The sequence below is a fragment of the Pseudomonadales bacterium genome (genome assembly GCA_041395945.1).
GTDB lineage: Bacteria > Pseudomonadota > Gammaproteobacteria > Pseudomonadales > Azotimanducaceae > SZUA-309.
Map to the genome: position 1 here is coordinate 1091977 of JAWKZN010000001.1, position 22266 is coordinate 1114242.

At 62.9% G+C, this 22266-nt stretch carries 19 protein-coding genes and 1 pseudogene; 14 read left to right on the forward strand and 6 right to left on the reverse strand.

Annotated features, from left to right (window positions below):
• The first annotated feature begins 168 nt into the window (after positions 1-168).
• Positions 169-321, forward strand: a pseudogene (gene csrA / locus R3E82_05180) (carbon storage regulator CsrA).
• A gap of 159 nt (positions 322-480) precedes the next feature.
• Here the strand turns inward: csrA and R3E82_05185 are convergent.
• Positions 481-936, reverse strand: coding sequence for a hypothetical protein (locus R3E82_05185; GenBank protein ID MEZ5550259.1), 456 nt, complete (start codon positions 934-936; stop codon positions 481-483).
• Between the two features lie 153 nt (positions 937-1089).
• Between R3E82_05185 and R3E82_05190 the strand changes: the two genes are divergently transcribed.
• Genes R3E82_05190 through pyk form a run of 3 tightly spaced genes read left to right on the forward strand, consistent with a single transcriptional unit; the run spans position 1090 to position 6510 of the window.
• On the forward strand, positions 1090-2700 hold the full coding sequence (locus R3E82_05190; GenBank protein ID MEZ5550260.1) for a VRR-NUC domain-containing protein: 1611 nt from the start codon (positions 1090-1092) through the stop codon (positions 2698-2700).
• A 35-nt stretch (positions 2701-2735) separates the two neighbouring features.
• Positions 2736-5045 (forward strand): ATP-dependent DNA helicase, encoded by a 2310-nt coding sequence (locus tag R3E82_05195; GenBank protein MEZ5550261.1) that lies wholly within the window; start codon positions 2736-2738, stop codon positions 5043-5045.
• A gap of 49 nt (positions 5046-5094) precedes the next feature.
• Positions 5095-6510 (forward strand): pyruvate kinase, encoded by a 1416-nt coding sequence (gene pyk / locus R3E82_05200; GenBank protein ID MEZ5550262.1) that lies wholly within the window; start codon positions 5095-5097, stop codon positions 6508-6510.
• 10 nt (positions 6511-6520) lie between these two features.
• Here pyk and R3E82_05205 read toward each other — a convergent pair whose 3' ends face one another.
• The gene (locus R3E82_05205) at positions 6521-7330 is read right to left on the reverse strand and encodes a sulfite exporter TauE/SafE family protein (GenBank protein MEZ5550263.1); all 810 of its coding nucleotides are present in this window, start codon (positions 7328-7330) and stop codon (positions 6521-6523) included.
• 40 nt (positions 7331-7370) lie between these two features.
• On the opposite strand from R3E82_05205, the gene R3E82_05210 reads away from it, so the two are divergent.
• The 4 genes from R3E82_05210 to R3E82_05225 all read left to right on the forward strand — a co-directional run bounded on the left by R3E82_05210 (position 7371) and on the right by R3E82_05225 (position 12773).
• Positions 7371-8411 carry a hypothetical protein gene (locus tag R3E82_05210; protein ID MEZ5550264.1) on the forward strand — a complete coding sequence of 347 codons (1041 nt, stop codon included), beginning with the start codon at positions 7371-7373 and terminating at the stop codon, positions 8409-8411.
• Positions 8411-10699, forward strand: a complete 2289-nt coding sequence (locus R3E82_05215; protein MEZ5550265.1) for a protein kinase — start codon at positions 8411-8413, stop codon at positions 10697-10699. Before R3E82_05210 ends, R3E82_05215 begins: the two co-directional genes overlap by 1 nt.
• A 1-nt stretch (position 10700) precedes the next feature.
• A complete protein-coding gene (locus R3E82_05220; protein MEZ5550266.1) occupies positions 10701-11810 on the forward strand; it encodes an FHA domain-containing protein in 1110 nt (369 codons plus the stop codon).
• Between the two features lie 63 nt (positions 11811-11873).
• Positions 11874-12773: an MBL fold metallo-hydrolase gene (locus R3E82_05225; GenBank protein ID MEZ5550267.1), complete on the forward strand. Its 900-nt coding sequence runs from the start codon at positions 11874-11876 to the stop codon at positions 12771-12773.
• Between the two features lie 79 nt (positions 12774-12852).
• Here the strand turns inward: R3E82_05225 and R3E82_05230 are convergent, their stop codons facing one another.
• Both R3E82_05230 and R3E82_05235 read right to left on the reverse strand, forming a co-directional pair.
• Positions 12853-15051 carry an ATP-binding protein gene (locus R3E82_05230; GenBank protein ID MEZ5550268.1) on the reverse strand — a complete coding sequence of 733 codons (2199 nt, stop codon included), beginning with the start codon at positions 15049-15051 and terminating at the stop codon, positions 12853-12855.
• Between the two features lie 36 nt (positions 15052-15087).
• Complete coding sequence (locus R3E82_05235; protein MEZ5550269.1) at positions 15088-15786, reverse strand: response regulator transcription factor; 699 nt, start codon at positions 15784-15786, stop codon at positions 15088-15090.
• Between the two features lie 228 nt (positions 15787-16014).
• Between R3E82_05235 and R3E82_05240 the strand changes: the two genes are divergently transcribed.
• The 3 genes from R3E82_05240 (at position 16015) to R3E82_05250 (ending at position 17602) form a co-directional block, all read left to right on the forward strand.
• Entirely contained in the window at positions 16015-16284 is a 270-nt protein-coding gene (locus tag R3E82_05240) for a hypothetical protein (GenBank protein MEZ5550270.1), read from the forward strand.
• Between the two features lie 125 nt (positions 16285-16409).
• Entirely contained in the window at positions 16410-17084 is a 675-nt protein-coding gene (gene pnuC, locus R3E82_05245; protein ID MEZ5550271.1) for a nicotinamide riboside transporter PnuC, read from the forward strand.
• Entirely contained in the window at positions 17066-17602 is a 537-nt protein-coding gene (locus tag R3E82_05250; GenBank protein ID MEZ5550272.1) for an ATP-binding protein, read from the forward strand. Before pnuC ends, R3E82_05250 begins: the two co-directional genes overlap by 19 nt.
• A gap of 21 nt (positions 17603-17623) precedes the next feature.
• On the opposite strand, the gene R3E82_05255 is transcribed toward R3E82_05250, so the two are convergent.
• Complete coding sequence (locus R3E82_05255) at positions 17624-18469, reverse strand: phosphotransferase (protein ID MEZ5550273.1); 846 nt, start codon at positions 18467-18469, stop codon at positions 17624-17626.
• Positions 18470-18540: 71 nt separating this feature from the next.
• Between R3E82_05255 and R3E82_05260 the strand changes: the two genes are divergently transcribed.
• The gene (locus tag R3E82_05260; GenBank protein MEZ5550274.1) at positions 18541-19917 is read left to right on the forward strand and encodes a VWA domain-containing protein; all 1377 of its coding nucleotides are present in this window, start codon (positions 18541-18543) and stop codon (positions 19915-19917) included.
• 60 nt (positions 19918-19977) lie between these two features.
• On the opposite strand, the gene R3E82_05265 is transcribed toward R3E82_05260, so the two are convergent.
• Entirely contained in the window at positions 19978-20733 is a 756-nt protein-coding gene (locus R3E82_05265) for a Sir2 family NAD-dependent protein deacetylase (GenBank protein MEZ5550275.1), read from the reverse strand.
• 85 nt (positions 20734-20818) lie between these two features.
• On the opposite strand from R3E82_05265, the gene R3E82_05270 reads away from it, so the two are divergent.
• Both R3E82_05270 and R3E82_05275 read left to right on the forward strand, forming a co-directional pair.
• On the forward strand, positions 20819-21418 hold the full coding sequence (locus tag R3E82_05270) for a 2-hydroxychromene-2-carboxylate isomerase (GenBank protein MEZ5550276.1): 600 nt from the start codon (positions 20819-20821) through the stop codon (positions 21416-21418).
• Between the two features lie 136 nt (positions 21419-21554).
• Positions 21555-22259 (forward strand): PEP-CTERM sorting domain-containing protein, encoded by a 705-nt coding sequence (locus tag R3E82_05275; protein MEZ5550277.1) that lies wholly within the window; start codon positions 21555-21557, stop codon positions 22257-22259.
• Positions 22260-22266: the final 7 nt, after the last annotated feature.

Here is a 22266-nt window from a genome sequence, read left to right on the forward strand (position 1 = left end):
GTCGACGACCCGCCCTTTAAATCGGGCAGTCGCAACAGGAATGTGCACCCGTTCTCGTTTTATCCGCCGATTCGCGCCCGCAGTGTCAAGAAGTTACATGAACTTCACAGAACCCGGTCCGGGAACTGGATAGATTGACCGGCAGAAACGGACTGCGAGGAAAATTGAATGCTGGTGTTGACCCGGCGTGCTGGCGAATCGATCATGATCGACAATGAGATTGAGCTGAAAGTGCTCAAGATTCGCGGTAGCCAAGTGCATCTTGGAATTGATGCACCAAAGGAGTCAGCGGTACACCGCAAGGAAGTGTGGCTGCGCATTCACGGGACTCCTGCTGCGGCGCCCAAAGCGCAGGCAGGGGAGTCTGTGCGGGAACACGCAGCAGCAGAAAGCCCGTCGAAAGACGTTCGCTCGGCCTGAATCACTCTCCCCGAATTCGATCCATCCGCTCATGCCCCCGTCGGTCCCGACGGCTTTGTGTCATGGGTGGTTGAGAATGAAAGCCGGTGTTTCGCAGATTGCATAGGGATGCAGCTCACCGTTGTTGAGAGCGTAACGGTGCTGGTGTATCCCTTCTAACTTTTCCCGCCTCAGCTGTTCGGCTGTCGGTCTCAGCAGCAGAGCGTCCAGCGGTTCCCAGATCGGATTCACCGGCTGCAGTGGACTGAAACCGAGTGCCGTTTCCCAGGTCGCCCGGTGCAGCTCGATCACCTCCAGCGTTTCGACGAAGGCCCAGTGCGAGAAGGTCAGGTGCTCGGATACGGCAAACAGCACGGCGACCCGCTCTCCGGCAGTCCCGGCGTCGAGAAACATCTCCCGGGCGACGAGCCAGGGATGGGTATCCCGGTAGGTCCCGCGTCCTTCCCCTTCGAGCAGGTTCTTCAGCGCCCTTGCGGCAACCGGCGCGGCGAGGCAGTAGGGGTGGATGGTGGTCATCGTCACTGGTCCAGATACCCGGGCCGGGCATTGTGCCATTCATCGACCGGCCGACCCATCCCGCCGGCGGGGGTCGCGCTCGCGCTGTACTGTACATATATACAGACGCTCCTATAATCGGGGCTTCTTCGCAACAGCCGTACCAGCTCGTTTGTGCCTCAACTGGCAGCCAATCAGCCTCCACCCGCCGATTATTACGCGGCGAATCTGCGCACTCTGGTCGGCCACGTCCTGACTGCGCACAGCGATCTGCTGTCCGCACCGGAGCATCGCTATCTGCGGGCGCTGCAGCTCGCGACAGTGCCTGCTCAGCGCCTGTATGCGCGCCTGCTCAGCCGGAGCCGGCCCTGGGTACGCATCGACAAGCTCCGCTACGCTGAGATTGCGGATCCGGACGAGGCCATTGCGGAACTGCAGGCCGCCGGTCTGGTGCGGGTCAACGGCGCCGCGCCTGCCGATGTGCTGCTCGGTCTGCTGACCCAGGCGGAGCGGGCGCGGCTGTTTCCCCAGCTGCCGCGCGCCACGAAAGCGGTCTGGATCCGGGCGTGTGTGGCGCGCTGTGCCGACACCCGCATCCGCTCGGTTATCGCCGGCCAGTATCCCTGGATCGGCATCGCCGACTTTGCGCACATCAAACTCTGTCAGCTGCTGTTCTTCGGTTCTGAACAGCAGGATACGTCCACCTTCGTGTTGCAGGACCTCGGTGTACTGCAATTCGAATCCTATTCCCTCGATCCCGGGCTGCGGATGTTCAGCGATCGCGCGTCGCTGGAACGCTATCTGTCGCTGCGCCGGTTGCGTCTTCTTACGCACAGGGTAGAAGAGGTCGCCGGCCTCGACCGCTGGCTGTCGCGGGCGCTGTGGGCGCCAGCGCACAACCGTCTCGAAGTCCGCCATCGGGACAGAGCGCTGTATCGTCTCGGCTACCGCTATGAGCGGGAAGGGGCACTGGATGAGGCCCTGTGCTGCTATGGCCGCGCTCGGCTGCCACCGGCGCGGGAGCGCCGGGTGCGCATCCTGGAGCGGCTCGGTGATGAAACCGGTGTTGCAGCGCTGCTCGCCAGAATTGCGGACTCCCCCAGGGCGGCGGAAGAGGAAGACTTTGTGCACAGGCGGCAGGCGGGCTCCACAGCACGCGGCCGGCACCGCATCGAGCAGATGCGGATCCCCCTGCAGGGTCAGGGTGATCGGTCTATCGAAGACCATGCAGCGGGACTGTTGAGCGCCAGTGGCGGTCTGGTCTGGCATCTGGAAAACCAGTTTCCCCTGGGTCTTGCGGGCCTCGCCTACTGGACGGTGGTTTTCGCGCCGGTTGCGGGTGCCTTTGTGAATCCCTTTCAGTTCGGTCCGCTGGATCTGATGAGCGAGGATTTCTGCAGAGTGCGCCAGGATGAACTGGCGCTGCGGCAGGCTCAGCTCGACGCGCCGGGCGGACTGAGAGACGTGTTGACCCGAACCTACAGGTCCAAGGCGGGTATCGCTAACAGGCTGGTGAACTGGTCGAGCTTCGATGCATCGGTCCTGCAGGCGGTGATCGACTGTCTGCCGCATTCTCAGCTACTCGATCTTGCCCGCTATGTGATTGCAAATCTCAACCGGGCCCGCCGTGGCTTCCCCGATCTGCTGGTGATCTATGGCCCCGGCCAGTTCGAGTTCGTGGAAGTGAAGGGCCCGACCGACCAGCTGCAGCCCGGACAGCGGATCTGGTTCGAGACGCTGGATCGGCTGGGGCTGCCGGCGAGGGTGCTGAAATTCCACCTCTGACCCACCGTGTTGCCGTTCGCCGACTGGCGGAGTTCGTGCATCAGCGCGGCGACCTCTATCCCCCCCTGCGGGGCCGGGTGACTGGCGAGGAGGGTATCGCCGCGCAGCGGCTTGCCCAGCGCAACCGGGGGGAGAGCTATGAGCGCGAGGTCCCGGTGGAGGCCCGCTTCGAACTGGCCTGTGGTGAGCTGACCGTCAGCGGGCGGGTGGATGGTTGTGACGGCGCATACCGGGGTGGTGCGGAGTGCCTGGTCGAGGAGATCAAGGCGACCCGGGCTCAGGGGGCAGATGCCGAAGCATACCTGGGCAGTGCCCACTGGGCACAGCTGCGGCTCTATGCGGCACTGCTCGCAAGAGAGCGGGATGCGCAAGCCTGGCGTCTGCGTCTGCGTTACTGTCATCCGGACAGCGGCGAGAGTGTCGACTTCGAACGCCTGGAGAATCCCCGGTCACTCGCGGAGTTTCTGGCGCAGACCCTGTCCTTCTACGAAACCTGGCTGACCGATCAGGCTGCCTATGTATCCCGCCGGAATCAGTGGCTCGGTGACCGGACGTTTCCTTACGACGGCTTCCGGCCGCACCAGCGGGCCATGGCGCAGCGCGCCTATCAGGCGCTGCGCAACGACGAGCGTCTGCTGCTCGAAGCCCCGACGGGTGGTGGCAAGACCATGGGACTGCTGTTTCCGGCGCTCAAGGTGCTGGCAGAAGGGGCCATCGGCCAGCTGTTCTTTCTGACAAGCCGCTCCACCGGCGCCATCGCCGCCCGCAATGCCTGTACGGATCTCGCTGAAGCGGATCAGCGTCTGCGTCACATCGAGCTGATCGCGAAGGAAAAAGCCTGCCCGGTGCCCGGCATGCCCTGCGCTGCAGAACGCTGCGAGTACGCGCGCGGTTATTACGACCGCATCCATGCTGCGGTGCGCGCGCTGCTGCGCGAGCCGGTCATGGATCCGGAGACGGTCGCCAGGGTGGCCCACGAGCACCGGACCTGTCCCTTCGAACTCTCACTCGATGCCGCCCTCTGGGCGGACGTGATCATCGGTGACTACAACTACCTGCTGGATCCGATCGTACGGCTGCAGCGTTTCGCCCAGGCGCGGGATCTGGGGATTCTCATCGATGAGAGTCATCAGCTGGCAGATCGGGTCCGGGACATGCTGTCGCTGCGCCTCGAGCGGAGCCGGGTCCGGGCAGCACTGCAGGAGTCACCGCCGGAGGCGATCGCCCGTCGCCTGCGCGGACTCGATCGGGCCCTGCTGGCGCTGCGCAGATCCCTGGCACTGGCAGGCGAAACACAGATCGACGAGCCGGGTGCGCTGCTCAGAGCAATTGCCCGGGTGATGCAGGCGCTCGGCGAAGAAATCTTCGAACTGGAAGCCTTTCCAGCCACCCGGATGCTGGTCTTCGAGCTGTCGCGCTGGGTCCGCTCCGAATCCTGGCGGGTGCCCGGCGCCTTCAGCTACTTCGCAAGTGCTGACGGCCATGCGGTCTGCGTGACGCTTTCCTGCCTGGACCCTTCCACCTACCTGCGCCAGGTCCTCGATGGCTACGGTGCGCACATCCGGTTTTCAGGTACCCTCACCCCGCTGCCGCTGTTTCAGGCACTGCACGGTCATGCGGACACGGCGGCAGAAAGGGTGGCCAGCGGCTTCCACGCCGGACAACTGGCGACCCTCATTGTCGACGACCTGCCGGTGTTCTATCGCGAAAGAGCGAAAACGCTGACCCCGATCGCCGATCTCGCAGCAGCCATCTACCAGGCGCAGCCGGGCAACTATCTGATTGCACTGCCTTCCTTCGAGTATCTGGATGCTTTCGCTGCCCGTCTCAGGGAGCGCCACCCGGAGCTGCCGCTCGATATTCAGCGTCGAGGTATGGCCGACACCGAGCGCAGGGATTTTGTCGCCGCCTTCCTGCCTGCTCCTGCGACCCGGATTGGCATCGTGGTGCTGGGAGGGGTATTCGGGGAGTCCGTGGACTTCAGCCACGCGCCGCTGGCAGGCGTGATCTGTATCGGTGTGGGTCTGCCGCCGGTTACCGTTCAGCGTGAGGCTGCTGCCGCCTATTTCGAGAAGGTGGAAATCGGAAAGGCGGTGTCTGGAACCGGGAAAAAGGGCAGTGATGGGCGCCGCATCGCCTACCAGCAGCCCGCGATGACCAAGATCGTACAGATGGCCGGTCGGCTGTTGCGCGGTCCCGGGGATCGCGGGGTGCTGTGTCTGATCGATCCACGCTTCCGGCAGGCCGACTACCGGAACTTTTTCCCCGTGCACTGGCAGCCCGAGGTCCTCCGCGCCCGGGACGTCCCCGGACGACTCCAGGCGTTCTGGGACGTTGCTACTTGATCAGAGGCTCCCTAGACTGCGCCGCGATAGCAGTCCTGAGAGAGACGAGTTGACCCGACCTGCCTGGGTGCGACGCACCAAGATCATCTGCACCATCGGCCCTGCCACGGCGAGCTATGAACAGCTCGAAGCCCTGACCCTGGCCGGTATGAACGTGGTGCGGCTGAACATGTCGCATGCAGACCACAAAGGCGCCCAGGAAATCATCAACTGGATCCGCACCATCAACCGCAAGGTGCCCTATCCGGCAGCGGTGCTGCTCGACACCCAGGGTCCCGAGATCCGCACAGGTGAGATGAGCGAGCCGATGAACCTCAAGACCGGCCAGGTGGTCACCGTGTCGGTGCGTCCGGGCGATGTGGAGAAGAGCTCGATCCACGTGAATTATCAGGATCTGGTGAAGGTCCTCGAGGTGGGCAACCGGCTCACCGTAGACAACGGCCTCATCAATTTCGAAGTGCTGGAAAAGCAGGGCGAGCAGCTGGTGTGCCGGGTCCTCGACGGCGGCACCCTGGGCAGCCGGCGCCACGTCAATCTGCCCGGGGTCCGGGTCAATCTGCCGGCGATCACCCCGAAAGACCGGCTCGATATTGCGTTCGGTCTGGAGAATGACGTCGATTTCATTGCCCTGTCCTTCGTGCGTTCGGAGGAGGACATCCACGAGCTGCGTGAGCTCATGGGGGCCAAATCCAAGAATGTCCGGGTGATCGCCAAAATCGAAGATCAGGAAGGGGTGCGCAACGTCCACCGCATCGTGGCTGCCGCAGATGGTGTGATGGTGGCACGGGGCGACCTCGGTATCGAGACCGATATCGCCGACCTGCCGAACGTGCAGCGGCGCATCGTGCATGCCGCAGCGGAAGCCGGCAAACGCAGCATCGTCGCCACCCATCTGCTCGAATCCATGATCGAGAATCCCATTCCAACCCGCGCCGAGGTCACGGATGTGGCTAACGCGATCTATGAAGGGGTGGACGCGGTGATGCTCTCCGGTGAAACCAGCGTCGGCGCCTATCCGATCCGCTGTGTCGAGCAGCTGGACGCCATCGCGCGGCACACCGAGCCCTGGCCCGGACTGGGCTATGAGAAAGATCTGGTGCCCAGCTCAGACAAGCAGCACATTGCCAACAATGCCGTGACCCTTGCCGAAGACATCAAGGCTGCCGGCATCGTGGTGATCACCCGGCGCGGCATCACTGCCGATCTGGTGACCAATGCGCGTCCCCAGACGGTGCCCATCTTTGCCTTTTCCAACCACTCCCAGACCCGGCGACGGCTGGTCCTCAACCGTGCGGTGATTTCCTATCGTATGGATTTTTCCAGCGAACCGGAGAAGACGCTGCAGCGGGCGCTGAGTATTCTGCGGGAAAAAGAGGGCTTCGAAGCCGGCGACAAGGTGGTGGTGATCTCTGACGTGCTGGCAGAATTCAATTCGGATGCGATTCAGCTGCGCAGTCTGAACTGAGCCGCCGGCCTCACACCGTCAGCGCCGAATACAGCATCCGCGCCGAGACCAGGATCAGCAGGGCACCGAAGGCGCGCCGCAGCGGCAGGGGTGCCACCCGGTGGGCTGTTCTGACCCCGACCGGTGCAGCGATCACACTGGCGATCACGATGGCTGCGAAGGCGGGCAGGTACACGTAGCCGGCCATACCGTCCTGGTCCGCCAGGCCCCACCCGGCGACAACGTATCCCAGGGTGCCGGCGAGCGCGATCGGCACACCCAGGGTGCTGGAGGTCGCGGTGGCCCGATGCACGGGCGTATTGAAGTAGACGAGTGTCGGCACGATCACATTGCCGCCGCCGATCCCGGCGATGCCTGAAATCAGGCCGCCGCCGGCACCCAGCAGTGCGGAAAGCCCGAAACCGGGAATGTCGCGGTGGGGAGAAGGTTTCCAGCTGGTCAGCATGACTGCGGCGACGAACAGCAGGAAGGCGCCGATAAACCCGCGGAAGACCGGGGTGGGCAGGGCGGTTGCCAGTTCGCCGGCGCAGAGGCTGCCAAGAATCAGAAAAATGGCCCAGCGGCGTACAATGTGCCACTCCACCATGCCGGCGCGAATCTGGGCCCAGGCGGCGGAGAGTGAAGTGAAGACGATCACAGCCAGAGAAGTGGCCACGGCCACGGGTGTGGATACCTCCGGGGGCATCAGGTCCAGAGCATCGAACAGCAGGATGAGGGCTGGCACAATCACCACACCGCCACCGATGCCCAGCAGACCGCCGAGGAAGCCGCTGAGCGTGCCGATTGCAACGCAGGAACTAAAGAACAGAAAATGGGCCAATGAAGACAACTGATCGAATTGTGGACGGAGTCTACTGAACTTGCAGACAGGCCAGCAACGAGCCATCGCGTCAGATGCCGGAACCAGCCTGGGGAGAACTCCGGGAACGGGCTGGTTCGTGCCGGTCTGTGTCGTACTGTGTCTGATCATCCTGCTTCCGACGGGCGCCGCCTGGGCGGCGGAACGACGCATCGAGCTCCCCAATGGTGATCTCTATGTGGGGCGCATTGTCGACTCGGCGCGCACGGGCTATGGCGTCTACACCTGGGCCGATGGCCATCGCTATGAAGGTGAGTTCCTCGACAATCACATGCACGGGGACGGGGTCTATTACTGGCCCGATGGCCGGACCTACTCCGGCGGTTTTGTGGAGGATCGGCGCGAAGGCCTCGGAGTGCTGGAGTGGACCAACGGCGATCGCTATGAAGGCGAATTCCGTGACAACCAGATACACGGTCAGGGTGAATTCATCTGGCAGAACGCCGACGTTTACCGTGGCCAGTTCGTGGAGGGCAACCGTACCGGAGAGGGTGAATTCATCTGGCACACGGGTGAGCGCTACAAGGGCGGTTTCCGCGATGGTGTGCTGCAGGGAGATGGACTGTTTCAGTGGCCGGACGGTCGCGCCTACGAAGGTCGCTTCGATCAGGGACTGAAATCCGGCCGCGGCATATTCACCTGGCCCAACGGCAATCGCTACGAAGGTAATTTTGAAAACGACACCCGCCAGGGTCTCGGGGTTTTCTACTGGCGTGATGGCACCGTCTACCGGGGGCAGTTCTCAACCGACAAGATGCACGGTTACGGCATCAAGAAGCAGCCGGAAGGGCCGCTGGAAGTACAGCAGTGGTCCAACGGTGCGCTCATCTTCAACCGCCCCCTCGTCGCCCAGTCGCGCTGCCGGTTGAATATCGATGAGCAGCCCTGGATGTTTGAAAGCGCTGACTGTGTCAACGGACTGGCCCACGGACGTGGGCTCGCGGTGCGACTCGATGGAGAACAGATTGTCCGGGATGGCCTGTTTGTGCTCGGCCGGCTGGTGGAAGGCAAGCCCGAGCGTCTGGCACCGGGCAACAGCTGATGGTCGGTCTGGCATCGCCTGACAGCCTGGTATCGATCCCCGGATTCGATGTGCAGAAAGAGATCGGCCGTGGCGGCATGGCACACGTCTATCTCGCGGTGCAGAACAAGTTCGGTCGTCTCGTGGCGCTCAAGGTGGTGAGCGGCGGATACGCCCGGGATCCGCGTTTCAGGGAGCGCTTCATACGGGAATCCCGCATCAATGCGCGGCTCACCCACCCCAACATCGTGCAGGTTTACGATGTCGGCAATCACGGCGACCTGCTCTATCTGGTGCTTGAGTATGTGCGTGGCGGCGATCTCATCGCGCGCCTGAACCGGGGCATCCATCTCGAGGAACTGATCCGGGTCGTGGCGGATATCTGCAAGGCACTGGATTACGCCCACGCCAAGGGCTTCGTGCACCGGGATATCAAACCCGAAAACATTCTTTTCCGGGAAGACGGCAGTGCGGTGCTCAGTGATTTCGGCATCGCCCGCTTCGCCGACACCAGCCCGTCGCTGACCCAGGTCGGTACCGTGGTCGGCACACCGCAGTACATGTCTCCGGAGCAGGCCTCCGGACGGGAGCTGGACGGACGTTCAGACCTCTACAGCCTGGGCGTAGTGCTCTACCGCATGCTCATCGGCGATGTGCCCTATAAAGCGGATTCCGCGGTCAGTATCGGCATCAAGCATCTGCAGGAGCCGGTGCCCCGGCTGCCCAACTATCTGGCCGCCTTCCAGCCTGTCATCGACCGCTGCCTGGCAAAGAAACCCCAGCTGCGCTACCAGACCGGCGCAGAGCTGAGCGCCGCACTGGAAGCCATCCGCTCGGACGCTCAGTTACCCAATGCGACCATTCGCGCCCAGGCGGTGAGTACCCAGGAGATCCTCGCAGTGGGCAGTGATCTGCTGACCACGGTTCGGGATCCGGGAAGATCGGAACGACACGCCCGCCGGCAGCGCCGCAAGGCCCGCCTCGGTAGCCTGGTGATGCTGCTTTTTGTCGCTCTGCTTGTGGGTGCAGGCGGGTACATCGCGGTGGAGCAGCCGCCCTGGGCGGTCCGGGTGCTCACCTATGTCGGCATCATCGAAGATCCGATGGTCAACGTTGCCTGGAGCAATGCCCAGTCGCTGCACCAGGACCCCAACCAGAGTCTGACCACCATCGTGGCCGGTTATCGGCGGGTGATCGATCTGGATCCGGAGCATCCCAATGCCCGCAATGCCATTGCCGGGCTGGCGACCCAGTGGCGGCTGACCGTGGTCAATGCGATGGCCCAGGGCAGTTTCGATCAGGCCGAGACCAAACTCGGCGAGCTGGCGGCCGCCTTTCCCAACGACCCGGAACTCCCCAGTCTGCGCAATGCGCTCAACGATCGCCGCCGGGCCGAGGGGCTGCTCAGCAGCACCCAGGCGCTGCTGCGCAGCCACGGCATCTCGGATATTCCGGCGGCTACGGCCGCCATCCAGGCCTATCAGGAGGTGCTGCAGCTCGCACCGCAACATCCGGTGGCGCTCAAGGAGCTGGACTCGCTGGCCCGGTATTACGCATCCCTCGCGGGAGAAGCGGTCGCAGCGGGCGAGTTCGACAATGCCATCAACTTCCTGGATCGGGCCAGTGCGGCGAATCCCGCGCTGCCGGTGCTGGCCACGGTGCGTGACAGCATCCGTCAGGCCACCACCCTGCAGGCGGCGATCACCGATATGCTGCAGCAGGCGGGCGCGCTGCGGGCCAGTGGGTCGCTGATCAACCCTCCCGGAGGCAATGCGGCCGAAATCTATCATCGTGTGCTGGCCACCGACCCGGGCAACGTGATTGCGCTGCAGGGGTTGAACGAGGTGCAGACCCAGGTACTCGGCAGTGCCACCCAGATGCTCAATCAGGGACGTATCGAGGAAGTGCAGCAGCTGCTGCAGCGTTCCGGGGCGGTGGGACTGAATCCGGAGACCCTGGGTGAACTGAAACGCCGGCTGGATGCCGAGGTGTCCCGGGTGGGCACCGTGCAGAAGAATATCGAGCGGGCTCGCGCGCTGCTGAGCCAGGGTTACATCACCGAACCCCAGGCGGATTCCGCCGTTACCGTGCTCCGGGAAGTACAGCGGATGGACCCCGGCAATCCCATCGCCGCGGACCTGCTGCGCCAGTCCGCGGAGCGGCTGGCCCGGGTCGCCGAAGAGGCCTATCAGGTAGGAATGATGGAGGAAGCCAAGCACTACCTGGAGCTCGCTCTGACGGTAACGCCGGATGTCACTGCCTGGCGTGAATTGAGAGCATCCTGGGAGAAAGCGCCCGCAACTCCTTGATATGAAATATTATTTAGTGCTCGACAGCGAGCGGTTTGACCTGGAAGGCAGCACAACGGTTGGTCGCCATCTGGATAACGATCTGGTGGTGGCCGGAGAAGACGTGCTGGATTTCCATCTGCGTGTCGAACCCAACGAGCGGGGGGCCATGGCCTTCCCCCTGGGTGAGGCCAGCCTGTCGGTAAACGGCACCACCTGCGCCGATCCGGTGGCGCTGCTGGTCGGTGATCGACTGCAGGTCGGACAGAACGACATCGAGTTCACCGCCACCCCGGACAGTGATCGCCAGGCGGACGAATGGTGGCTCTACGCAGACCGGGAAGAGTCCATATACAAAGTCACCGGGGTGCTCGATGTAGGCCGCAGCGAAGACAACGAAGTCCTCCTGCTCGATGATCACATTTCCCGCCAGCACGCCCAGTTGCGACTGGTAGACGGTGTGGTCTGGCTGCGCGACTACGGTTCGGCCAACGGCACCTTTGTGAACGGGGAGCGCCTGAGCGGCGGTTGCAGGCTCTACCACGGCGATGAGATCAGCTTTGATACCCTGCGCTTTCAGCTGGTCGGCAAGGGCCAGGATCTGACCCCGGTGCGACGCCAGCAGACGGCGACCGAGATCATCCGCATCGCGACCCGCAATGAGCGCCGCACGGACACGACCGAAATCGCCGCCGTCGACCTGGCCGAGCCACCGCTGGTGGTGCCGGACAGCCGCCAGACCGGCGCCTTTCTGCTCGGTGTCAGCGAACCGGTCAGCGGATTCACGTTCCGCACCGGTATTGGCGCTTCGGTGATCGGGCGGGATGAGGCCTGCGATGTGGTGATCCGGGACTCGACCGTGTCGGCACGCCACGCAGAGATCGTGGTGCGGCCGGAATCGACCACGGTGACAAACCTCATGGCCACCAACGGTACCCGGGTCAACGGCGAGATCATCCAGAGTGCCGAGCTTGCCGATGGCGACGTGTTGCGCATCGGCCGGGTGAGTCTGGTTTTCAAGGATGTGGCGGCCCAGGAGTCGGATCGACGCTGGCTGCGCAGCGCCCAGTGGCTGCTGCTCGGCGCGTCGCTGGTGATGGCGGTTGGCCTGTTCCTATTGTGGTTGTTGTAGGTGCGCGTTGTGCTTATCCTTGCCGCCCCCAGGAATTTCGTGTCAGGTGCTTGAGCTTTGGGTGTGAAGATTCCTTACCGTCGTGACCTCGAATTCGAATACGGCCGGGTGGACCAGGTCGAGCCCGGTATCCGCCGGGTGATCGCCAACAATCCGAGCCCGTTTACGCTGTATGGCACCGGGACCTACATCCTCGGTACCGGTTCGGTCGCCGTGATCGATCCGGGCCCGGCAGATCCCGCGCATATCAGAGCCATCCTCGATGCGATCCCGGGTGAAACCATTTCCCATGTGCTGGTCACCCATACCCACATGGACCACTCGCCCGGTTGTGCGCTGCTCCGCGATCACACCGATGCCCCCACCTACGCATTCGGGCCACACGGCGCGGGCAAAATGGAGGAAGGGGTACCGGTGGAAGAAGGCGGTGATATGGCCTTCAATCCGGATGTACGGGTCCGGCATGGTGAAGTCATCAGCGGCGGGGACTGGAGTGCGGAATGCGTGTACACGCCCGGCCACACCTCCAACCACATGTGCTTCCAGCTGCGGGAATCCAGGGCCCTGTTTACCGGCGATCATGTGATGGGCTGGTCGACGAGCATCATCTCACCACCCGACGGTGACATGATGGCCTACATGGTCAGTCTCGAGCTCATGCTGGAGCGGGATGACCGGGTCTACTGGCCCACCCACGGACCCTGCATCGAAGACACCGCCACACACGTGCGGGCTTTCATTGAGCATCGCCGGGAGCGGGAAGCCCAGATTCTCGCCTGCATCGGTGAAGGGGTCGGGCTGATCCGGGACATGGTGCCGAAAATGTATGTGGGCACCCCGGAATTCATGTATCCGGCAGCAGCGCGCAGCGTGCTCGCTGCCATCGAGTATCTGGTGCAGCGGGGCGAGCTGGTCACCGATGACCAGGTGTCCCTCGAAGCGCATTACGCACTGGCGCGCTGAGCACAGACCGCGCAATCCCAGGAAGCGCCGCCACGAAATCGCGCCGAGCACCTTCGCCGGGCGCTGCCCCGTCCTCTGATCAGCCGGCGCTGACGCCGACTGCCGCTTTTTCCTGGCCCGAGGGCTGGCGTTCGTCCTCCGGGTGATAGATGGCCGGCAGGTGGACGACGATGGCCACTCCGGAGCCGTCCGCAAGATTCATCGCCCGCACGAAGCCCCCATGGTATTCGGCAATGATGCGCACCACATAGAGTCCCAGTCCGAAGTGCAGCTGATTCTGCGGGCCGCGATGGCTGACCATTGAATCGAAGAGCGTGCCTTCCGCCTTGGCGGGCAGGGTGGGGCCCCGGTTGGCGACCGTGATCTGCAGCGCGTTACGGAGCGTGTCGAGCTGCACGCGAATGGGGGAGTTGGCGCGATGGAAGTCGATGGCGTTGTCGATGATCTTGTCGAGCAGCTGCTCGATCCGATAGTCGGCCACCCGGGCCAGCACCGGTCTGCCCGGGCCCCGATAGATGAACTCGCACTTCTTGTGGGTGATGCGGCAGTTGGTGACATAGCTCTGCAGGAGCTGGTCGATGTCGATCACTTCGAGTTCTTCGGCTTCCAGTGACTCCTCGAGACTGGCGGCGTCTGCCAGGTTCTGCACGATGGTGCCGATGCGGGCCACACCGCGCTGAGCGCTGGCGAGATACTTGCTGCCACTGACATTCGGATGTTCCTCCGCGAGATTGTGCAGTGAAGTGCTCAGGGTGTTGAGCGGGTTGTTGATCTCGTGGCGCAGGGTGCGCGGCATGCTTTCCAGAAAGGTGTTGTGCTGATGCAGTTTGGAAAGCATGTTCGATACGCTGCGCGCCAGGTCGCCGATCTCGTCGCCGGAATACATTTCGCTCTGCAGGAAACTGGTGCGCAGGCGGCCATGCTGGTCGATGGCATTGCTGGCTTCCCGGCGCAGATTGCGGATCCGCCAGGCCAGGCGGCCGGCAAAGGCGAGCAGGGCGACGAACACCACGAACAGACTCAGCACCGACAGCAGAATCACCTGCTCGAGGGCCGAGCGCTGGAAAGACAGGATTTCGTCGATGTTCTGTTCCACTACCACCGTGCCGATCACCGAATCCGCGGCGATGATCGGGTGGGCGGCCATGATGACTTCGTTTTCCGCACTGATGCTGCGTCGCAGGGTGATCGGGTCGCCGGCCAGGGAGGTGGCGATGGCCGCGTCCGCAGTGGCCTGTGAGTCCTCCGGTACGCTCTTCGGCGGCTGCCATTCTTCGAAGGTGGTGATGCGGTGGATGAACGGGCGAATCCAGGTAAACAGACTGCGCACGATCTGGAAACGCTCGTCGTCTTCGAGACCGTCACCCACGGTGAGACTGGAACCGGTTTCAGCACGCACCCGCTTCTGGGCATCGATCACCAGGATACGGGCGCCCGAGTAGCCGAGACCCTGGATGATGTTGAGCAGTTCCGGCGAGCGCAGCACCACCAGGTTGAAGCTCTCCTTGCCGGCGGTGGGCAGGGTCTGGGTGATGGAGACAATCGCCCGGGTACCGGGGTCGTCCACATCGACGAAGGCGAGTCCGAAATAACGGGAGGAACCCAGCAGCGACAGCGGCAGCCGGAACTCCACCGCGTAGCCTTCGTCCGTGCGTTCGATAAAGCCCTGCACACTGCTCAACGGACTGCCGTTTTCAGCAAATCGCCAGTCGGCGTCCATTTCGTAGGCTGTGGTCACGCCGGGCCCGGGCAGGGTGACCAGGATGCGGCCGTCTTCGCCGTCGGCCCGGATGAAGTTCAGACGCACGTGATCCGCGTTGTCGAGCCGCAGGTAGCCCGGATCCCGGTACACGGGCTGGGGGTCTCTGATGCGCATGAAAACGTTGAGCTGACCGTTGCGCTCGCCGAGGAGGAGTTCGAAATCGCCGTCTTTGCTCGCGGTTTCGCTGCCGAAGGGGATCATCTTGTTGATGAGTTCCGCGCCCCAGTCGTCGACCTTGCCGTTGAGCTGGATGGCGTTCTGCAAAGGGTGTGCGTACAGGCTCTCGAAGTCTTCGATGGTGACCGGCAGGTCGTTGAAGAGGTCTTCGCGGCCGTTGAACAGGGTGGAAATGCCTTCCGCAGTAAGCAGCTGAGCGTGGGACTGACCCTGGATGAGCAGGCGTTCCATTTCCACCAGCTGCCGATAGCTGAACCAGGGCACGATCAGCAGGGTGAGGCCAAGCATCATGAGCTTGGTGCCGATGCGCGGCCCGGTGATGCGTTTGAAGAATCTCATCGGTTACGGGGCCAGGCGTTCACCCTCAACTGCCTGTCAGTTCGACCACCGGTAGCCGAATCCGTATTCGCTTTTGATTGCCGCGAAGTTGGCGTCCACCTTTTCGAACTTCTTGCGGATGTTGCGCATGTGGGTGTTGATGGTGTTGTTGGTCACCAGTGACTGCATGGTGGCGTTCATCAGGGTCTCGTAACTCACCGCATGACCCGGCTGCCGGACCAGTTTGGCGAGCATGCGGAACTCGGTACCGGAGAGGTCGATGCGCTGACCCTGCCAGGAAGCCAGCAGGGCATCCTGGTCCAGGGTCAGGTCTCCAATCTTTTTGGCGGTCGGGGACTCCACCTGGTCCTGATCCTTGCGGAACTCGTGTATGCGCAGCAGCGAGGATATGCGCTCGGCCAGATAATCCAGGCTGATGGGTTTCGGCAGGTAGTCCCAGGCGCCCAGTCGCAGTCCCGAGATCTTGTCGATCTCGTCGATGCGTTCGGTCAGGAAGATCACCGGGAGGGCGGGCGCTCGGGCGAGCAGGTCACGACACAGTTGAAATCCCGCATCGACCTCGTCGCCGAGAATGATGTCGAGGATCACCAGGTCCGGCATGGCCTGCTCGATTCCCGCGAGGGCTTCCGCCCGGGTACCGTAGGCGGCGACCTGATAGCCTTTCTTGGTGATTGCGTCACGGTAGTTGGCCCGCTGATCCGGGTCGTCTTCGACGATGGCTATGGATTTGGCCATTGGGCTCTCGGTGTTGATTCGTACGGGCCGGATTCTGCCGGATTCCGCCCGCCACGGCCATTCGTGACCTCCTGCTCAGATTTCCCGTGCCCGGCATCGCAAAGCGTCCGGCCTTGCAGGCTTTCTCCATGAACCTCATGGAGCGCTCCACTGTTTCTGCACCCCATTTCCAGCCGGGAAGGGTCAAATAGCGACTCTGACTTTGGTCTTTGCGGGTATGCGGTAGATATGTCTGGTGTAACCAACGACCTCGATACTTGTGCTCTGACCCCATCGGGCAGCGCCGTGAATACCGGCGTTGCCGCCCTGGGGAAAAACCACGCCACCCAGGTACACGCAGCCAAGGTATTCGTGCCGTTCAGTGAAGCGCTTGTGGCACGCCACGGCGCGAGTCTTGGCGATCTGGTACCTTTCCGCAGCCATTACACCTGTCTGCGTCTGGCGGAGCCCGCCGGACAGTATGGCTGGAGCGACGTCGAGATCGAACAGCCCGCCTGAGCCTGCCGGGACTCTGCGAACCGTCTTCACGCGAATACGTTCACGCGAATGTGTTCGTGCGATTGCGGGTCGACTGACCCGCCGCTAAGGTAGGCGACCGATCCGACGCAAGGACCTGCCGGCCTTTGGATGTATTCCTGAACTACCTGCCGGATGCCCTGGCCGCCGCATTTGCGGACATGGCGTGGCTCGAGGCTGTTGGTCTCGGCTCCGGTCTCCTCTGTGTCTGGCTGCTGATCCGGCAGAATGTCTGGACCTTTCCGATCGGCCTGATCTATTCCTTCGTCTCGGTGGCGGTGTTCTTCGAGCAGCGGCTGTATGCAGACGTCCTGCTGTCCGGCTATTACGTGCTCATGAACGGCTATGGCTGGTACTACTGGCTGTATGGTGGCAGGCAGCATGGCGCAGGGTCGGCGGCGGGGCAGCAGACCGATGAGCTGCCGGTGACCCGTACACCGCGACAGGTGCTCGTCCTGTTGGGACTGGGGATCCTGGCCGCCACCCTGGCCATGGGCTGGTTCTTCGACAACCGCACCGGGGCCGAACTGCCTTACTGGGACAGCGCCACCACCTGCATGAGCTTCGCCGCCATGTGGATGACGGCGCGCAAGTATCTGGAGAACTGGATCGTCTGGCTGGTGGTGGATGTCATCGCCACCGGGATCTATCTGGTGAAAGGCATCGAGCTGTATGCGGTGCTCTACGGCGTTTATCTCGGCATGGCGGTAATCGGATGGCGCGCATGGCAGCAGACGCTGCAGCAACAGCAACAGCAGCAGGCATGCGCACCCGGCGTTTGACCCTGTGCCTCACGGGGCCGGAATCGACGGGCAAAACGACCCTCGCCCGCTCGCTTGCCGCACATTTCAATGTGCCGATGGTGGCCGAAGCGGCTCGCGACTACCTGGGTGCGCGGCAGGGCTATGGGGAAAAAGACCTTCTGGAGATCGCCCGGCTGCAGATAGCGGCGGAGCGGGATGCCCGCAGCAGCCATGACGGGCTGCTGATCAGTGATACGGATCTGCTGGTGCTGCAGATCTGGTGGGAAGAGAAATTCGGACCCGCGCCCGACCTGATCCGTGAGGGCATGGCGGCGCGCACGCCACGCATCTATCTGCTCACCTACCCGGACCTGCCCTGGGAGCCGGACCCGCTGCGCGAAAATCCGACAGACCGGATGCGGCTCTTTGCGCGTCATGAGTCGGAGCTGACCCGGGGACCGTTTCGCTACGGCATCGTCGAAGGTCTCGACGACAGCCGGCTCGAGTCTGCGCTGCACCAGTTCGAGCGCCTGATTGGCGGCCCCGGGCTGGTCTGAAAAGACGGCGGCCGCTCGGGTTCACATCATCTGACGCAGCCGCTCTGTCGAGAGGGTGAGCTGTGCGCGAATGCCTTCCTGATCGTGACCCTGGGCGAGTTCCGCATGGGCCCACGCGTACTCCCGCAGCCAGAACAGGCACAGACAGCGTTCCATGCGCTCCTGCGCTACGCTGTGGTCGAGGAGGCGCTCGGCCAGGGGGTGCAGTCGCTGCGCAGGCAGACCCAGGCCCTGCTGCAGGGTGACCAGATCAAACAGCGGGTCGTTGTTGCCGAACCACTCCCAGTCCAGGGTCAACCAGGTCCCGGTAACGGTGCGGATGACATTCCAGGGATTGAGATCGTTGTGTGCGGGAACCAGCTTCCGGGGCTGCCAGGCGAGGGAGGCAAGCAGGCGCGTCAGCCAGCGCGGACCCCGGGCTCCGGCGAGCAGCTGACGGGACAACTCCAGCGGGTCATAGGTGCGGGAAGTCACCGGCAGCGTCGCGTGCAGACGTTTGAGGTAGCCGATGAGGTCAGCTTCATCGGGCCGTGCTTCACTCAGCAGCTGGCCGTCGACCCAGCGGGTGATCATGCTGCCGGTGTCGGGATCGAAAGCGATGAGGCTGGGTGCCTCGAGTGCGGGATCGCTGCTGAGCTGTCCGCCGCGCAGCAGCTCCAGTTCCGCGCGCCGGTCGACATAGGGTCGCTCCCGGCCCGGCACCCGGATCACGTAATCCACAGCGTCACAGCGGAAACGGAAGTTGTGATTGCTGAAGCCGCCGTCCAGATGGGCGATGGACTGGATGGCCGCAGGTGGCCAGTCCGGCACAAGCGCAGCGATTTCTTTGCGAACCCGCTCAGTGTCGGGTAGCTGTGGTGTTGCCATCGGCCCGGCGGACCTCTGCCCTGTTCTCGGTGACCGGGAGTCTAGCGCGTCCGGCGCGTCGCAGCGCTGGGGTGAGACCGATACAATCGGCGCCGATGGATGTCACCCTCACCCGATTCGTGCACGCGCTGCGCAGCGCCGATCTGCAGGTCTCACCGGCGGAAACCCTGGATGGGTTTGCCGTGGTGCAGGCGGTGGGTCTGATGGATCCGCGCCTGCTGCAGGATGCGCTGGCCCTGACCCTGGCGAAGACCCGGGAGGAGAAGCAGCGCTTTGCGGAATGCTTCGAGCGCTTCTTCCATCAGCTGGCGTTCCGGCGCGCGCCGAAACGCTCACCGCTGCGCGGACTGGATTCTGCGAAGCTGCTGGAAATCCTGGACCCGGAAAAACAGCCGGTGATCCGCCAGGTCATCGACGAAATCCTGCACGGAGATCGCACCGCACTCGCTTACCGGGTGCAGCGGGAAGCAGAGCGCCTGCAGATATCCGGCATGCAGACACTCAGAGACAAGGCCCGGATCGGTGATCTGCTGAGTCTTGCATTAGGTGGCAGAGAGCTCGAGCAGCTGCTCAGTCGATCTGAAGACTTTCCCGCAGCGCAGCTGCCGGCGCTGCGTTATCTGCGCCAGTACATTCAGGAGCAGGTCCGCGACTATGTGGATCTCCAGTATCAGCTGGCGGTGGATGCGACAGGCCGACGCGCTCTCCTGGCGGCGGCGCTCAAGGGTAATCTCGATCAGCTGCCACCGGACTACTATCGTGAAGTGGATCGGGTGGTGGCCAAACTTGCGCAGCGACTGAGTCAGCGTCACCGTGCCAGGGCAAAGAAAACCCGGCGTGGCCATCTCGACATCAAACGCACACTGCGCGCAAACATCGCCTACGACGGTGCGCTGTTCGATCTGCACTGGCGCCAGCGCCATCGCCAGCCCTCTACGGTGTATGTGGTCTGTGATGTCAGCAACTCGGTTTCCCGGATTGCGCGCTTTCTGCTGCTGCTGCTGCACGGACTGACAGACGCGCTGCCTCAGGTGCGGGCCTTTGCGTTTTCCAACCGGCTCGGAGAAATCAGTGAGGACTTACGCGGCAGCGACGTCGACGCAGCGGTGGCCGCGGCGATGTTCGACTGGGGCAAGGGTGCCACCGATTACGGTGCGGCGCTGACCGATCTGCGTAACCAGGTGGGCGCGGATCTGGACCGGCACAGCACCCTCATTTTTCTCGGCGATGCCCGGGCCAACTTCTACGATCCCCGGGTGGACGTACTGCGCGGACTGGCACGCCGGGTACGGCAGGTGTTCTGGCTCAACCCCGAGTCCCGGGATCGCTGGGGGGAGGGTGATTCGGTGATGCCCCACTACGCGCCATACTGTCTGCGGGTGGACGTCTGCCGCGATCTGCAGGATATCGAACGGTTCGCTGACCGGCTGCTGAGCGCGACCCGCTGAAGCTGAGGCAGGCCCCGGGTCGAAGCCTGGCTGCACGCCGAAGGAGGTCTCAGACGCCCATCAGTTGATGCCGACCACGTAGGCGAGGGTCGGACCGATCTCCCGATGCAGGACCAGATCGGCGATGCCATCGAGGGGCGTTTCTTCCCGGTTGAGGATGACCAGGCCGGCGCCGAGGCGCTTGGCGTATTCGGGAAAACCGGCGGCCGGATAGACCACCAGCGAAGAGCCGGCCACGATCATGAGATCGCAGGTTTCCACCACGGCCTGTGCCTTCGCCATGGCGTCTTCGGGCATGGCCTGACCGAAAGAAATGGTGGCGGATTTGATGATGCCGCCGCAGCGGCTGCAGGGTTCTACCCGCTGGTGCTGCCGGAACTGGGTTTCGAGGTCGGCGAGTTCATAGCGGGTGCCGCAGGACAGACAGGTGGCATAGCTGGCATTGCCGTGCAGTTCGATGACCTGATCGTCCGGCACCCCGGCATGCTGGTGCAGGTTGTCCACGTTCTGGGTGATTACCGCCGGGGACTTGCCGAGTTCGACCAGCCTCGCCACCGCATAGTGGCCTTTGTTGGGTACGGCTTTTTCGATACTGCGTTCGCCGGAGAAACGCCGGCGCCAGGATTCCTGACGCACGCTTTCGCTGGCCACGAAGTCCTGAAACTGGATGGGTTTCATTTTCGTCCACAGCCCGGTACCCGGACTGCGGAAGTCGGGGATGCCGGACTCGGTGCTGATACCGGCGCCGGTAAAAAACACAATGCGCCGGGACGTCTCGATCAGAGACCGGAAGTCTTCCAGTTCGTCGTGACTCATAGCGGCTCCCCCAGGGTAGCGATCAAACGTGCTTTCGAAAATGCTGTCAACTATGCTCGTTCACTGCATCAGGCGAGGACGCACCATGCACCGTATCGAGTTTTTTTTCGACTGCTCCAGTCCCTGGACTTATCTCGCTTTCGAGCGCATCAGACCGCTGGCGGCCCGGGCGGATATCGAGGTGATCTGGAAGCCGATCCTGGTCGGGGGAATCTTCAACAGCGTGAATCCGAGTGTCTATGAAAACCGCTCGAAACCGGTGCCCGCGAAGGCGCGCTACTACCAGAAAGACCTGCAGGACTGGGCTGCGTATGGAGGTGTGAAGATCGGTCAGCCACCCGTGTTTCCCGTCAACAGTGTGAAGGTGATGCGTGGGGCTTTCGTGGCGATTGAAGAGGGGTGTCTGGAGGCCTACGCGCAGCGTGCATTCGAGCGGTACTGGGGAGAGCTGGCGGACATTTCCCAGGAGGAAGAAGTCCTCAAAATCGCGGCAGCCGCGGGCATGGGCAAAGCGGACTTTCTTGCGAAGATCAGCAGCCAGCCATACAAGGATCGATTGCGGGAGAGCACCGACGAGTGTGTGCGGCGTGGCGGGTTTGGCTCACCGACCCTGTTTCTCGATGGTGATGACATGTATTTCGGCAACGATCGGATTGTGCTGATCGAGGCGAAACTCAGCCGTTGAGCGGGTGTCGTCGGGGCGTCGAAAAATCTGACAGGTTACATCTGTACTACAGCTTCCCGACTTCCGATTCGAGAGCATAGACAGGTCGAATCCGAGGGTTTCGGCACTGTTTTCGAATCTGAGTCCTGGAGTCTGAATGAACCTGAGAGCCGGTTTTGCAGTTGCAGTCTTTCTGTGTGGTATGGGTGCTGCTAGTGCAGCGTCCGCAACGATCATTTCGAGCAGCGGATTCGGGTCCATACAGTCCGATCCGGATCGTACCGGAATGGTCGGCATTCAGCCGACGGATGATCCGCTCCTGCAGTACGTTCACGAAGCACCCGATGGCATCATCCGCTTCAATGACGTCGCCGGAGACGGACTGACCATGCGTAACCCGGACGGCACGTCACCCGCATGGTGGAACAGCACGGGTCCGGTCTTCACCACGGGTTCAAACACCATCACCATCAGTTTTGAAGGCATGGATGTTTTCGGCTTTGCGTTCAATCTCGGCGCGAATATGCCGGCGAGTGCGTGGATACGCGCGTTCTTCGAAGATGACAGCGGCGCTACCGGTTCGCTCTATGCAGGCGGCATCGCCGTGGGTACCGGCAGTCCGGCCCGGACACCGGGTTTTGGTGTGTTTGCAGCCGCCGGTGGTGCCTGTTCGCGGATCACCAGCATCGTCATCGACCCCGAGCCCTTTGAATGGGGTGTAGGCAATATGGCGATCTCCAGCGGCACCTGCGGGTCGGTATCCGTTCCCGAGCCTGACACCTTTGCGCTCCTCGGTGCAGGGCTGCTCGGCCTCAGCATGCTGCGGCGCAAACGTGGTGAGCGTAAAGGACTTCGCGGCTGAGCGGCTG